Source organism: Conyzicola sp. (genome assembly GCF_057073975.1).
Genome location: NZ_JBXMIS010000086.1, coordinates 1 through 13,928 on the forward strand (window position 1 = coordinate 1; position 13,928 = coordinate 13,928).

At 68.2% G+C, this 13,928-nt stretch carries 14 protein-coding genes and 1 tRNA gene; 6 read left to right on the top strand and 9 right to left on the bottom strand.

Annotation, left to right across the window (positions count from 1 at the left end):
• On the top strand, positions 1-844 hold an 844-nt coding region (locus AC14A7_RS07495; protein ID WP_484007760.1), incomplete at its 5' end, for a potassium channel family protein.
• 18 nt (positions 845-862) lie between these two features.
• Here AC14A7_RS07495 and AC14A7_RS07500 read toward each other — a convergent pair.
• Positions 863-2,254, bottom strand: coding sequence for a DUF2510 domain-containing protein (locus AC14A7_RS07500; protein WP_484007762.1), 1,392 nt, complete (start codon positions 2,252-2,254; stop codon positions 863-865).
• A 135-nt stretch (positions 2,255-2,389) separates the two neighbouring features.
• Between AC14A7_RS07500 and AC14A7_RS07505 the strand changes: the two genes are divergently transcribed.
• Both AC14A7_RS07505 and tig read left to right on the top strand, forming a co-directional pair.
• Positions 2,390-2,463: transfer RNA gene (locus AC14A7_RS07505), tRNA-Pro, on the top strand.
• 31 nt (positions 2,464-2,494) lie between these two features.
• Positions 2,495-3,886 (top strand): trigger factor, encoded by a 1,392-nt coding sequence (gene tig, locus AC14A7_RS07510; protein WP_484007764.1) that lies wholly within the window; start codon positions 2,495-2,497, stop codon positions 3,884-3,886.
• Positions 3,887-3,936: 50 nt separating this feature from the next.
• On the opposite strand, the gene AC14A7_RS07515 is transcribed toward tig, so the two are convergent.
• Positions 3,937-4,419 carry a tetratricopeptide repeat protein gene (locus AC14A7_RS07515; protein ID WP_484007766.1) on the bottom strand — a complete coding sequence of 161 codons (483 nt, stop codon included), beginning with the start codon at positions 4,417-4,419 and terminating at the stop codon, positions 3,937-3,939.
• Positions 4,420-4,598: 179 nt separating this feature from the next.
• Here AC14A7_RS07515 and AC14A7_RS07520 point away from each other — a divergent pair, with 179 nt between their 5' ends.
• Together AC14A7_RS07520 and AC14A7_RS07525 are read left to right on the top strand one after the other, a co-directional pair.
• Positions 4,599-5,198 (top strand): ATP-dependent Clp protease proteolytic subunit, encoded by a 600-nt coding sequence (locus AC14A7_RS07520; RefSeq protein ID WP_484007768.1) that lies wholly within the window; start codon positions 4,599-4,601, stop codon positions 5,196-5,198.
• An 11-nt stretch (positions 5,199-5,209) separates the two neighbouring features.
• Positions 5,210-5,872, top strand: coding sequence for an ATP-dependent Clp protease proteolytic subunit (locus AC14A7_RS07525; protein ID WP_484007770.1), 663 nt, complete (start codon positions 5,210-5,212; stop codon positions 5,870-5,872).
• Between the two features lie 63 nt (positions 5,873-5,935).
• Here AC14A7_RS07525 and AC14A7_RS07530 read toward each other — a convergent pair whose 3' ends face one another.
• The 3 genes from AC14A7_RS07530 to AC14A7_RS07540 form a co-directional block, all read right to left on the bottom strand.
• Positions 5,936-6,514 (bottom strand): copper resistance CopC family protein, encoded by a 579-nt coding sequence (locus tag AC14A7_RS07530; protein WP_484007772.1) that lies wholly within the window; start codon positions 6,512-6,514, stop codon positions 5,936-5,938.
• Complete coding sequence (locus AC14A7_RS07535) at positions 6,511-7,164, bottom strand: YcnI family copper-binding membrane protein (protein WP_484007774.1); 654 nt, start codon at positions 7,162-7,164, stop codon at positions 6,511-6,513. Before AC14A7_RS07535 ends, AC14A7_RS07530 begins: the two co-directional genes overlap by 4 nt.
• Positions 7,165-7,234: 70 nt before the next feature.
• Complete coding sequence (locus tag AC14A7_RS07540) at positions 7,235-7,822, bottom strand: hypothetical protein (protein WP_484007776.1); 588 nt, start codon at positions 7,820-7,822, stop codon at positions 7,235-7,237.
• Between the two features lie 154 nt (positions 7,823-7,976).
• Between AC14A7_RS07540 and clpX the strand changes: the two genes are divergently transcribed.
• Complete coding sequence (gene clpX / locus AC14A7_RS07545; RefSeq protein ID WP_484007778.1) at positions 7,977-9,257, top strand: ATP-dependent Clp protease ATP-binding subunit ClpX; 1,281 nt, start codon at positions 7,977-7,979, stop codon at positions 9,255-9,257.
• 12 nt (positions 9,258-9,269) lie between these two features.
• Here the strand turns inward: clpX and AC14A7_RS07550 are convergent, their stop codons facing one another.
• The 4 genes from AC14A7_RS07550 to AC14A7_RS07565 all read right to left on the bottom strand — a co-directional run.
• Entirely contained in the window at positions 9,270-9,941 is a 672-nt protein-coding gene (locus AC14A7_RS07550) for an ABC transporter ATP-binding protein (RefSeq protein ID WP_484007780.1), read from the bottom strand.
• Complete coding sequence (locus AC14A7_RS07555; protein ID WP_484007782.1) at positions 9,938-10,828, bottom strand: ABC transporter ATP-binding protein; 891 nt, start codon at positions 10,826-10,828, stop codon at positions 9,938-9,940. The genes AC14A7_RS07550 and AC14A7_RS07555 overlap by 4 nt, the downstream gene beginning before the upstream one ends.
• Positions 10,829-10,830: 2 nt before the next feature.
• The gene (locus tag AC14A7_RS07560) at positions 10,831-13,479 is read right to left on the bottom strand and encodes an FtsX-like permease family protein (RefSeq protein ID WP_484007784.1); all 2,649 of its coding nucleotides are present in this window, start codon (positions 13,477-13,479) and stop codon (positions 10,831-10,833) included.
• The coding region (locus AC14A7_RS07565) for an FtsX-like permease family protein (RefSeq protein WP_484007786.1) at positions 13,476-13,928 on the bottom strand (453 nt) is incomplete at its 5' end. The genes AC14A7_RS07565 and AC14A7_RS07560, both read right to left, overlap by 4 nt.

Sequence of the window (13,928 nt, forward strand, 5' to 3'; positions counted from 1 at the left end):
CCCCCCCCCCCCCCCCTCCCCCTCCGCCGAGGTGCATGCCGAGGCCATCCGCGAGGCGCAGCCGCGCACCCCCGTCGCCGAGCGCACTCTGATCCTGGGGTGGAACCACCGCGCGGCGGCCATCATCGGCGAACTGGACGCCTACGTGGCCGCGGGGAGCAGCGTGCAGGTGGTGGGCGACAGCGAGGAGGTGGAGCAGGCGCGCGAGTCGGCGCTGCTGCAGGGGCGCGAGCTGGCCAACCTCACCCTCTCGCTGCAGCGCGGCGACACCACCGACCGGCGCACCCTGGACGCGCTGGGGGTGGAGAACTACGACCACATCATCGTGCTGAGCAGCGCCGACGGCGGCGGTGGCGGGGCCGCCCAGGCGGCGCAGCGCTCCGATGCGCGCACGCTGGTCACGCTGCTGCACCTGCGCGACATCCAGGACCGGCTGGGGCGCGATTTCGCCATCGTCAGCGAGATGCTGGACATCCGCAACCGCGAGCTGGCCCAGGTGACCCGCGCCGACGACTTCATCGTCAGCGACAACCTGATCAGCCTCCTGCTCTCGCAGATCTCAGAGAACCGGCAGCTCACCGATGTGTTCGAGACGCTCTTCTCTGCCGACGGCAGCGAGATCTACCTTCGCCCCGCCGAGCTCTACATCACCGAGGGTTCCAGCGTCGACTTCTACACGGTGCTCGAGGCGGCCCGTCGTCGTGGTGAGACCGCGATCGGCTACCGCATCGCCGCACTGTCGCGCAGCAGCGCAGACCGCTACGGCGTCCGCGTGAACCCGCTCAAGACCGACCGCGTGCGGTTCGCCCTCGGCGACAAGATCATCGTTCTCGCCGAGGACTAGGCAACGGATGCCGCGCGACTAGCGCGGAATCGCCCACTCCCAGCGGGTCGTCGTCGACTCGAGCCCGGACACGCCGGTCGGCGAGTAGCTGAACGATGTGGTCTGCGGGCTGACATCGAGGATGACGGTGCCACTGGTCGTGGCACCCGCCGGGATCTCGGCGGGCAGCTGCTCTGCCTCAGGCACGCAGCTGAGCCCTGCATCCGAGTTACCGACGGCGGTGCCGTCGGGAAGCAGGCCGATGAAGTCGGCGCTGGCGACCTGCAGCAGTGCACCGGTGCTCATGGCGGAGGCGTAGTCCTCTGCGGTGGTGAACTCCATGGTAATGGCGACGAACTCGCCGTTCTCCGGGCTCAGCACGAGATCCGGGTCCTCTGTGCACGTCGGGTTCGGTGTGACATTCGTGACAACGAACTGGATCGAGGGGTCGCTCGTTCCCGCGAAGAGGATCGTGCCGGTGGCGCCCTGCTCTAGGGCGATGTTGCCGAAGTCGGTCTTCGGCGCGTTGGCCACGACCTCTGATGCGGTGTCGGTGCCGGTGGCGGCCGGATTGATCAGCCCGGGCAACACGAAGAGGACGGCCGAGATGGATGCGGCGGTGCCGATGACAGACAGCACGATTCCGGCAACGGACTTGCCTCGTCCGAGCGCAACGCCATCCTCGCGTTTGAACGCGGCAGACCGCGTGAGGCCGAGGGCGCTCGTGATGAGGCCGACGAGACCGGCAACGCCGGGGATGATGAACGAGAGCACGCCGAACGTGAGTCCGACCGTCGCGAGGGTGTTGCGCGGCGGCTCCTCGTAGTCCTGGTTCGACCACTGGTCGAAGGGGTCAGACGAGCCCGACGCTCCGCCTGCGATCAGCTGGCTGAAGTCTGGTGCTCCGGTTGCGGCCGCCGGCTGGAACTCCTGAGGCTGCTGCTGCGCATACGACGACGGCGCGGCCTGTGTGTACGACTGCTGGCCGGTCTGCACTGCAGCCTGCTGCGGTGCGGTCGACTGCCCGGTTGCGAAGATGTCGTCGAATGACGATCCAGCGGCGGCAACCGGGTTGTCCCAGGCAGATGCGGCCGGCTTGTACGCGGGCTCCGCGGTCTGGTGGGGTGCCTGGTACGCGGGCTCCGCGGTCTGCTGGGGTGCCTGGTAGGGCTGGTATGCCTGCTCGCTCGTCTGATAGCTCGCCGCCGCGGGCTGCTGCTGCACAGGCTGCTGCTGCACTGGCTCTGGCTGAACCGGAGCGGCCGCGGGCTCAGGTGCCGCTGGAACGTTCGTGTGATCGGTCCACTGTGCTCCGTCCCACCACCGCTCGTGCGGTGCACCGTAGGGGTCTGGGTACCAGCCGGCCGGAGGCAGATTGCCCGAGTAATCCGTCACGACAGTGGCCTCCTGGATGTTTGCGTGGGTGGTCACGGCGATTCTAGCCAACCCGACTCTGAGGGTCCCGCACTCGGGAGGCCGAGGGGCGTGCCAACTCAGCTAGACTTGCCGAGGCCATTTTCGTAAATTAGCCCATCCGTAGGCCGGTCATTGCGCGGATGAGGATCCCGGGGCGTAGCTCAGCTTGGTAGAGCGCTCGGTTTGGGACCGAGAGGCCGCAGGTTCGAATCCTGTCGCCCCGACACGTACAAAACAGACAAACAGGAGAAACCCATGGTCACGACCACGGTAGAGAAGCTCAGCCCCACCCGCGTCAAGCTCAGCATCTCGGTGACGCCAGACGAGCTGAAGCCGAGCATCGACCACGCGTACGAGCACATCGGATCGCAGATCAACATCCCCGGCTTCCGCAAGGGCAAGGTGCCGCCGCCCCTCGTCGATCAGCGCGTCGGCCGCGAGGAGGTGCTCAACCACGCTGTCAGCGACGGTCTCGACACCTTCTTCCGCCAGGCGGTTGCCGACGAGAAGATCCGCACCCTCGGTCGCCCAGAGGCCGACATCTCGGTGTGGCCGAACATCAAGGACTTCTCCGGCGACCTCGTCGTCACGGTCGAGGTCGACGTTCGCCCCGAGTTCGACCTCCCCAAGTACGAGGGCCTCACGCTCACCGTCGATGCCGTCGAGGTCTCTGCCGATGACGTGAAGGACGAGCTCGACGAGCTTCGCAGCCGCTTCGGCACGCTCATCACGGTCGACCGCCCGGCCAAGAAGGGCGACTTCGTGCAGCTCGATCTCGTCGCCAAGATCGGCGACACCGAGGTCGACACTGCGAACGGCATCTCCTACGAGCTGGGATCCGGCGAGCTCATCGACGGCATCGACGACGCCCTCGACACCCTCACCGCCGGCGAGACCACGACCTTCGAGTCAGTTCTGCTCGGCGGCGACCACGAGGGCGAGACGGCGCTCATCACCGTCACGGTCAACTCGGTCAAGGAGCGCGAGCTGCCAGAGGCCGACGACGACTTCGCCCAGATCGCCAGCCAGTTCGACACCATCAAGGAGCTCAAGGCCGACATCAAGGAGCAGCTCGCCAAGTCGAAGTCCTTCGGCCAGGCCGCTGCCGCCCGCGACCAGATCGTCGACGAGCTCGTCAAGCTCGTCGAGATCCCCGTTCCGGCCAAGCTCGTCGAAGACGAGGTGCACCGCCACCTCGAGAACGAGAACCGCCTCGAGGACGAGACGCACCGCGCAGAGGTCACCGAGTCGAGCGAGAAGGCCTTCCGCGCTCAGATCCTGCTCGACTCCGTCGTCGAGGCCGAGGGCATCAAGGTCAACCAGGACGAGCTGACCCAGTACCTCGTGCAGGCATCCGCCCAGTACGGCATGGAGCCGGGCGAGTTCATCCAGGTGCTCGACAAGAACGGCCAGATCCCCGGCATGATCGGCGAGGTGTCGCGTTCGAAGGCGCTCGCCGTCATCCTCGGCAAGGCGAAGGTCGTCGACTCGAAGGGCAAGGCCGTCGACGTCTCTGCCTTCACCGAGGCCTTCGGTGCCAATGAAGACGAGTTCGACCCCACCGCAGCGGCCGACCTGCTGCAGTCGGCCAACGCCGGATCGCACGCTGGTCACGACCACGACGACCACGAGGGTCACTCGCACTGACCTGAACGCTGAATCGGCCCGTCACCATCGGTGGCGGGCCTTTTCGCTTGCTAGAGCTCTTCTGCGTATTCCGCGACGGCGGCAGAGTACTGCGGGAGTGTCGGCGCAAGCGTGCGCAGCGCCACGATGGCGGCCTCGCGGTCGTGTCCGGAGCTCAGCAGGGCGAGGGAGAGGAAGGCGCGCCCCGCATCGGAGAGCGGGTGCTCTGGATGCCGCACGATCCATCCGCGCAATATTGTCACCGCCTCCTCTGGCCGACCGAGGTTGCGCAGCGTGCTGGCCAGCTGGATGATCGCCTGGGGGTGGCGCACGTCGTCGAGACCGAGCTCCAGTGCCCTGCGGTAGAACGGCTCCGCCTCGGATTCGCGGCCGAGGTAGTCGCGAACGGATGCTGCCTCGAAGACCGCGGCGGCATCCTCGCGCCCTCGTTCGATGACGAGGTCGTCGATGGCATCGAGCACGGCGTCGTCGCTGAGCTCGCCTGCCCTGTTCCACACGGCGGCGACCCGCGCCTCCCAGTCTGCATCGCTCATGGGGACAGGCTATTGCTGCGCGTGCGTTTTTCGGAACCGAATTGCCCAGTGCCCGTCGCCTGGCTCCTGCCGCTCTGAGTCTGCCCAGAGCGAACGAGTCGGTTTCGCTTCAGCCGCTCTAGTAGTTTCGTGAGGAAGCGATAACTGCAACACCCATCACGAACACAGGAGCGCAACACATGGCCCAACCGGCATTGGTCAGCAGCATCTTCGACCAACTCCTCGCAGACCGCATCATCTGGCTCGGCTCAGAGGTGCGCGATGACAACGCCAACGAGATTTGCGCGAAGATCCTCCTGCTCGCAGCAGAAGACCCGAAGCGCGACATCTTCCTCTACATCAACAGCCCGGGCGGCTCGATCACCGCGGGCATGGCGATCTACGACACGATGAAGTTCGTGCCGAACGACATCGTCACGGTCGGCATCGGCCTTGCCGCGAGCATGGGGCAGTTCCTCCTCTCCTCTGGCACCAAGGGCAAGCGCTACATCACGCCGAACGCCCGCGTTCTGCTGCACCAGCCGTCTGGTGGTTTCGGTGGAACCTCCGCCGACATCCAGACCCAGGCCGGCGTGATCCTCGATATGAAGAAGCGCATGGCAGAGCTCACCGCTGAGCAGACCGGCAAGTCGATCGAGCAGATCCTCATCGACAACGACCGCGACAACTGGTTCACGGCACAGCAGGCACTCGAGTACGGCTTCGTCGACCACCTCCGCGAGTACGCGGAAGACGTCATCGGCGGCGGCGGCACCGACGAGTCGATCACCAAGAAGTAAGGGCAGAGAAGATGAACGAGTTCGACTTCCAGGGCGTTGCACGCCCCACCGCCGAGGCACGGTACATCCTCCCGACCTTCGAGGAGCGCACTGCCTACGGCTTCAAGCGTCAAGACCCGTACGCGAAGCTCTTCGAGGACCGCATCGTCTTCCTCGGCGTGCAGATCGACGACGCCTCGGCCGACGACGTCATGGCCCAGCTGCTCGTGCTCGAGAGCCAGGACCCGGATCGCGACATCCAGATGTACATCAACTCGCCCGGTGGCTCGTTCACCGCGATGACGGCCATCTACGACACGATGCAGTACATCCGCCCGCAGATCCAGACGACGGTGCTCGGGCAGGCGGCTTCGGCTGCCGCCGTGCTTGCGGCTGCCGGCACGCCGGGCAAGCGCCTCGCGCTTCCCAACGCCCGCATCCTCATCCACCAGCCCGCGACCGGCGACTCCGGCCGTGGCCAGGCGAGTGACATCGAGATCCAGGCGCGCGAGATCCTCCGCATGCGCGAGTGGCTGGAGGCGACGCTGTCGTTCCACTCGAACCGCACGCCGGAGCAGGTGCACAAGGACATCGACCGCGACAAGATCCTCGGCGCAGACGAGGCCCTCGAGTACGGTCTCATCGACCAGGTGCTCACGAGCCGCAAGAACGTGCCGGCGGCGATCGCCCGCTAGGTTCTGGCCGCTAGGTCCTAGATAAAGGGCCGCTCTCTCTCGAGAGCGGCCCTTTTCTCGGTGCTATGACCGGTTCGGCTTCGGCTTCAGCACCAGCAATGTGATGAGCACGGCGATCGCAACGGCCGCGATGGCACCGCCGATCCACAGCAGCGAGGCGAGGTCGATGGATGCCGCTACTGCCGGCTCCCGAACATCGTCACCGCGGGCATAGAGCCCGTTGCAGTCGCCGGCCGACGTCGAGCCGGTGCTTGGCTGCACGTCGCCCTCCGGAGCCCAGGTGAACCCGAACGAGTCGGAGACCGTGTGGCCGTCGGCCGAGACGAGCTGGTAGACGAGGGTGTACTCGCCCGGTTCGCCGAGCTGTGCCGCTGCCGACATCGTGGCGCCGTCGATCGTGACGCAGCCGTCGCCGTAGTAGAGCCCCTCGGCGTCGCGAACCTCGAGGCCGAAGCCCGATCCCGACCCGGCGAGGTCGAGGAGCGCCTCGTTCGTGGTGACGGAGAACTGCTCCGGCAGTGCCGTGAGCACCTCGCCCTCCTGGGGCGTCGAGGCGACGAGGTAGTTATGCGCCGACGCAGGGCCGGCCGTGGCCAGCACGGCGAGCAGGGCTACGGCCACCGCGGCCGCTGCGCGCCTCATGCCGATCGCCGCCGGGCGGTCACGCCGACCACGAGGCCGACGGAGCCGACCACGAGGCCGCCGATGCCGAGCACGCGGGCGATCACGTCGGGCTCGGTGCTGGCCGGTTCCGACGTCGCGGTGTCGGCGTGGTGGCCGCCCTCCGCTTCCCCTGCCTCCGTCAGCGTGACCGCTGGCACCTCGTCGCCCGTCCAGTTCGTCTCGCCGACCTCGCAGGTCTGCAGCACGGGGAACTCGAGCACGTCGCCAACCTCGCCCGCGAGCAGCACGGAGATCGCGACGGTGTCCCGCTGGTCGGGCGCGAGCGGCGTGATAGCCGTGTAGACGACGGTGGCCACGCGTTCGGTGATCGGGTCGCCCTCCTCCTGCTCTATTGCCTCGTCGAGGGAAGCGTAGGTCTTGCTGATCACCCAGTTCGGGTTGACGGTTGCGGTTGCCGCGACGATCGACTCGGGCAGGGTGATCTCGAGGCCGGTGGTCGGTGAGCCCTCGCAGCCGTGGCCGGTGGCGAAGGTCAGCACCGAGTAGGAGCCGGCCGCCGTCGTCGACGCATCGACGGAGACGTGCGCGCTTGCGCTCATGGGTGCGGCAAGTGCGAGCAGGAGGCCGGCGCCGAGCGCGGTCGTGGTCAGGGCAATGGATCTCTTCATGGGTGTTCCTTCGTTGGTGCGCAACCGCGCGGTATCAGGGGAGCGTGTCCGCCGCCCCGATCAACGAGGCTCAGGCGGCGAAGGAGGGCGGGGGCCCGCGCAGGCCGCACGCGGCGATGAGCTCGCGCGCCGCACGGGGCACGAGCGACCGCACCCGGCTCGGGCGGTGGTCGCTCGTGATGGCTGCGACGACGACGACGGTGGGGGAGAGGATCGCTGCCAGCAGCATCCGGGCGGTGGCGGCGATGGATGCGGCGGCGCGCTCCCCGAAGCGCAGTGCCGCGATCGTTGTCGCGGCCGCGACCGCGTGCGCGAGCCACATGAGCGGGCTCGCGTGGCTCATGGACTCTGCGGCCGTGCTCACGCGCACAGCGCCGTGGTGGCCGGCGCCGACAACGACCTCTCCCGCGCCGCCGAGGGTGCTGAACACGACGTGGAAGGCCAGCTGACTGATGGCGACGGATGCCGCGAGCCGCGCCGCCGGCATCCCGCGGCCCACGAGGGCGATGCTCACGATCGCGGAGAAGGCAAGGGCGAGTGCGAGGCCAGCGCCCCCGGGCATGGCACCGCCGGCGAGCCCGTGCGACGCCGCCGCGACGAGCGTCGCGACCGTGCCGGCGGCGACGCCGCGCAGGGTGCGGGTCGCGCGCGGGTTCATGGCTCCAAGGCTACCTCCGCCACGCCGCATGACGGTTTTGCACGGGGTGCTCACTGGCGTCACCGGATCGGGTTAGGCTCGTTCAAAGTATTCAGCCAGCCGAGTAGACAGCGTTGTCTTCAGCGGTGGTGGTTGCGACCGGAGGGAGTTGCGCATGGCGCGAATCGGTGAGAGTGCCGACCTGCTCAAGTGCTCCTTCTGCGGCAAGAGCCAGAAGCAGGTGCAGCAGCTGATCGCCGGGCCTGGCGTCTACATCTGCGACGAGTGCGTCGAGCTGTGCAACGAGATCATCGAGGAGCGCCTCGCCGAGGCAGGCGAGGAGGCTTCGAGCGAGTTCGAGCTGCCTAAGCCCCGCGAGATCTACGCCTTCCTCGAGGAGTACGTCATCGGCCAGGAGGCCGCGAAGAAGGCGCTCTCCGTCGCGGTGTACAACCACTACAAGCGCGTGCGTGCCCGCAACACCCTCACCTCGGTCGATACCGTCATCGACGATGTGGAGATCGCGAAGTCGAACATCCTGCTCATCGGCCCGACCGGCTGCGGCAAGACCTACCTCGCCCAGACGCTCGCCAAGCGCCTGAACGTTCCGTTCGCTGTCGCAGATGCCACCGCCCTCACCGAGGCAGGCTACGTCGGCGAAGACGTCGAGAACATCCTCCTCAAGCTCATCCAGGCCGCCGACTACGACGTCAAGCGGGCCGAGACGGGCATCATCTACATCGACGAGATCGACAAGATAGCCCGCAAGGCGGAGAACCCCTCGATCACGCGCGACGTCTCTGGCGAGGGCGTGCAGCAGGCGCTGCTCAAGATCCTCGAGGGCACGGTCGCCTCCGTTCCACCCCAGGGCGGTCGCAAGCACCCGCATCAGGAGTTCATCCAGGTCGACACCACGAACGTGCTCTTCATCTTCGCCGGCGCCTTCTCCGGCCTCGAGGAGATCATCTCCTCGCGCGCTGGCAAGAAGGGCATCGGCTTCGGTGCCCCGCTGCACAGCAAGGGCGACGACGTGAACCTGTTCGAGCAGGTGCTGCCAGAAGACCTGCACAAGTTCGGGCTCATCCCAGAGTTCATCGGCCGCCTTCCCGTTGTCGCGACCGTCACGCAGCTCGACCAGGTGGCCCTCATGGACATCCTGACGACACCGCGCAACGCCCTGATCAAGCAGTACCAGCGCATGTTCGAGTTCGACAACGTCGAGCTCTCGTTCGAGGCAGACGCCCTCGAGGCCATCGCCGACCTCGCCGTGCTTCGCCAGACCGGTGCCCGTGGCCTCCGCGCGATCATGGAGGAGGTGCTCGGGCCGATCATGTTCGATGTGCCCTCCGACGATCACGTCGCCAAGGTCATCGTCACGAAGGATGCCGTGATCAACAACGCGGCACCAACGATCGTTCCGCGCAAGGCAGTTCGCCCCACCGAGAAGTCGGCCTAGCCCGACTCCCGATCAGGCGACGAGTCGTCCGTCGCGGATCTCGACCACGCGGTCGGCCAGCTCGGCCATGCGCGGGTCGTGCGTCGAGACGATCGCCGCGACACCCTGGATGTGCACGAGATCGGCGATGAGCGACATCATGGTCGCAGCGGTCCCGCTGTCGAGCTGAGCGGTCGGCTCGTCGGCGATGAGCACCCGCGGATGGTTAGCCAGAGCCCTCGCGATACCGACCCGCTGCTGCTGCCCGCCCGACAGCTCCGTCGGCCGCTGGTTGGCGTGATCGGCCAGGCCGACGAGCTGCAGCAGCTCGGCAACGCGCGCGTCTCGCGCTACACCATCCGTCTCGATCACCCGCAGGGGCATCTCGATGTTCTCGGCAGCCGACAGCAACGGGATGAGGGCGAACGACTGGAAGACGAAGCCGAGCCTGCGCTGGCGCACCTCGGTGAGCTCTGCCTCACTCGCCCCCGTGAGTCGCTGCTCGCCGAGCCACACCTCGCCGGTGGTCGGCTCGTCGAGGCCGCCCAGCAGGTTGAGGAGCGTCGTCTTGCCAGAACCAGAGGGGCCGCGGAGCACGACCAGCTCGCCGGCCTCGACGCTAAGGGAGACGCCATCGAGAGCCCTCGTCGCGGTGTCTCCGCTGCCGAAGGTGCGGCTCAGATCGGTGCAGTGCAGCGCGCTCATGCGATCGGCTCCTCGCTGTCGGTGGTGGGGTGAACCTCGATGTGACGCTCCTGGAAGTCCAGTCGCACCCGGTCGCGCATGCCGAGACGCGTTACCTGCTCCTGTGGCAGCTGGAGTCGGCCGACCCGGTCGAGCACGGCGAACTCCTCTGCCAGGTGCTGCTCGTTGCCGTCGCCGTCGACCCGAGTGGATCGCAGCACCTCGGTCGAGGTGCGCCCGTCGCGAATCTGCACCGTGCGCCGCACGTGCGAGGAGACGTCGGGGTCGTGCGTGACGATGACAACGGTGACGCCGAGCCGCTCGTTGACATCGCGCATGGCGTCGAGCACGATCGCGGAGTTGTGCTCGTCGAGTTCACCTGTCGGCTCGTCGGCGAACAGCACGGCCGGCTCGTTGGCGAGCGCGACCGCGATCGCGGCGCGCTGCTGCTCTCCGCCAGACATCAGTGCCGGTCGACGGTCGCGCACATGGTCGATTGCGAGCAGCGCAAGCAGTTCCGCCACGCGCCGCGAGCGGTCGTGCCGTCGCACCCCCGCGATTGCGAGCACCATCGCGACGTTCTCTGCGATGGTCAGGTACGGGATGAGGTTGCGGGTTGTCTGCTGCCAGATGAACCCAGCGGTCGTGCGCCGGTACTCCGAGCGCTCAGCCAGCTTCATCGCGAGAAGGTCATGGCCGGCCACGCGCGCGGTGCCCGCGGTCGGCGCGTCGAGCCCAGAGAGGATCGACAGCAGAGTCGACTTGCCCGACCCCGATGCGCCGACGATCGCGGTGAGCTCTCCTGCCTCGACCCGGAGGTTGAGGCCCTGCAGCGCCTGCACCTCGATGCCGGCGGCGGAGAAGATCCGCACGAGGTCGACGCACTCGATCTGTGGCGATGTGCTCATGGTCATTCCGCTCCCATTCGTGCGGTGCTGGCAAGATCGGCGCGGCTTCCGCTGGCCGAGGCGATGAATCCGGTGATGGCGACGAAGGCGGCGAAACCGAGGGTGGCTGCCGCGACGAGCGGAAGCGGTATCGCCGGGTCGACAACGATCGAGCCGCCGGTGAACGTGCGCAGGTCGACGACGGCAGCAAGAAGGAACGGCAGGGCGATGCCGAGCACGGTTCCGGCCAGCACGGCGCTCGCGGTGACGGGGGCGAGCTCCCAGCCAAGCAGAGCGCGGGCGCGACCTGCCGGCATGCCGAGCAGCCGCATGACACCGACGGTGCGCGCCCGTGACTCCGCTGCCGTGACGGCGCTCACTACGACAGTGAACGCGCACAGGACGAATGACAGGATGGCGCCGGCCAGCAGCGCAGCCAACAGCGCGATGATCGCCGGTCGGCTCTGCGCCCTGTCGAGGAGGGCGCTCGCGGCGGAAACCGTCGCCCCTGGCGCGAGCCGCTCCAGCTCAGCGGCGATGGCGGACTCGTCTGCACCGCCCGCGAGGGTCACGAGCACCTGCTGAGGAGCGAACGGGGCGCCGGTGAGCCGCTCGGCGTAGGCGGCATCCACGAGCACCCACGCGCTCGACGCGACCGGCAGCGCGCTGGAGTCGATGACGCCGGCGAACTGCGCGGGCAGGTCGTTGAGCTGCAGATCGTCGGTTGGCTCGCTCGTGACATCGCTCGACTGCAGGAATGGCACCGCCGCATCCGCGCCGCCGGCAAGCTGCGGTATCGACAGCGACCGCGTGTCGGCGAGCACGATCGTGACGCCAGCGGGGCGGCCATCGCGGGTGATCTCGCCCCCACGCGCCTCCTGCACGGCCGTGGCGACCGCCACGCCGGGGAGATCGCGCACTGCACTCTCGATGGATGGTGGCAGGGTTCCCGAGGTGGAGACGACACGCAGGTCGCCGCCCACCTGCTGTCGAGCGGCGGCCTGGAGGCCGACGGAGACGGTCGACGCCATCATGAGGGAGAACACCGCAGCCGAGACCCCGATGACGATCGCGAGCACGGAGCTGAAGCCGAGCGCCGGATCGCGAACCGCGCGGGCGATGCCGAGAATTCCGACCGGACCAGGTCGGCGACGCACGCGTCGTTGCAGCCACATCAGCAATCGCGGGTACACCCGCAGCACGACGACGCACGTTGAGAGGGCGAGCAGCAGTGGCACGGCGGCCAGCAGCGGGTCGACGCCGACGGAGGTGCCGCTCTCGAGCAGTCCGCGACGGAACAGCAGGAAGACGGCGAGGGCGGTCACGCCGATGGTGGCGGATTCGACGAGAAGCCGGGTGCGCCCGGTTGCTGCGGCGCCACCATCCGTTCTGGTCATGGCGAGCCGGCGTGGGGAGGTCATGACGGCGAACACCACGGGAACAGCCGCACCGACCAGGAGCGGCACGACGATGGATGGGGTGGTGGCAGGCAGCATGAGACCGGCGACCACGAGGGCGAGCGCGGTCGCTGGCACCGTGATCGCGAGCCCCTCTGCGGCGAGGAGGGCCCGGATGCGCGACTCGCTGAGCCCACGTGCTGCTGCGAGCGTGATGGCCGCCGACCTCGAGCGGATCACCGAGCGCACACCGAGCGCGATGACTGCGCACAGCATGCCGAGCGGAGCAGACAGCGCGAGCGCCAGCAGGGCGGTGAGGGCGGTGACGCCCTGCTGGATGCGGGCGAGCTCATATGGAAGCACCGACTGCACCGCGAGCCCCGAGCCGCTGGGCAGCACGAGGCCGAGGCTCGTTGCCTTGCGCACCTGGTCTGCGATCTCCGTGGCCTCCGCGAAGGAGAACGGCGTGCCCGTGAGGGGGAACGACGCGTCGACCTTCGCGCGGTCGATCACGGGGCCGAGGGCAACGGCGGAGCCGGTGTCGAGAATTGCTGCGGCATCGCCGATGCGCAGTCCGCTGAGCGTCGTCGCCGCGGTTGGATGCAGCAGGTCGGCGGCGCGCTGCCAGTAGGCGTCATCGGGGTCGGCGGGCTGCCAGATGCCGCTCACGAGCAGCGGGCCATTCGCGTAGTCGAGCACGTCGCCAACGCCGAGCTCGAGCAGCTGCGCCACCTCGCTGGAGATGCCGATCTCGAGGGCGGGCCGGTCGACGGGCGGCGTCTCGTCGACAAGGGAGCCCCGCCAGGCGCTGGGGGGCGAGCCGTCGACGTAGCGCACGCGCTCGTCGAAGCGCTCGTCGATGACGAGGCTGATGGTCGACTGAACGACCGCCTCTGGGTGGCGGTTCGTCGTGCGCTCCGGGTCGAACACGAGGAACCAGTCCGGCTGGCCGAGTGCGGGGCCAAGGGGAGCGTCGAGCGTCGAGGGGTAGGCGGCGAGCACGCGATCCGTCGGGTCGAGGAGGTCATCGGCCGAGGTGGTTCCGTCGGAGTACAGTCCGAACCTTCCGGTGACGGTGAGCGCCGATTGCGTCGCAGAGAATGCCTCGAGCCGGGAGTGCAGCTCGTCATCGGAGATCGCGATGAGGGCACGTGGCACAAGGGCGACGATGAGCACCGCGATGCCGACGAGCACGCAGAGCAGGATCGCCGGCGAGCGCCGGGAGGCCGCGTGGCGCAGGAGGATGCCGATGGTGCTGGTGCTGGATCGGATCACAGCGCATCCTCACGGGCAGAAGCCGTGCGTGCCTGCCGCTGCACGGCAGCGCCGTAGGAGCCGGACACGATCGAGAGCCCGGCACCCAGCGCGACAACCGCGAGACCGAGGGCGCCGATCGCCACCGCCACCGGTGTCGGGATGCTGTCGTACGCCAGCGGCACGGCGGCCCTGGCCAGGGGCGGAACCACGAGCAGGGTGACGAGGCCGCCGGCGACGAGGCCCGCCAGTGCTCCCGCGGCGAGCACGACCGCAAGCTCACCCCACCGCATCCTCGCCTGCGATCGTGCGCCGACACCCATAGCGCGCAGCACCACGACCTCCGACCGGCGGGATCGCAACTGCCCGCCGATGACCGCGCCAAGGGCGACGATGGCGAGGATGCCCGTGCCAGCTGCGCCGATCCACAGGGCGACAGAGGCCGAGGCGAGCACCCCGCGGGCTGGATC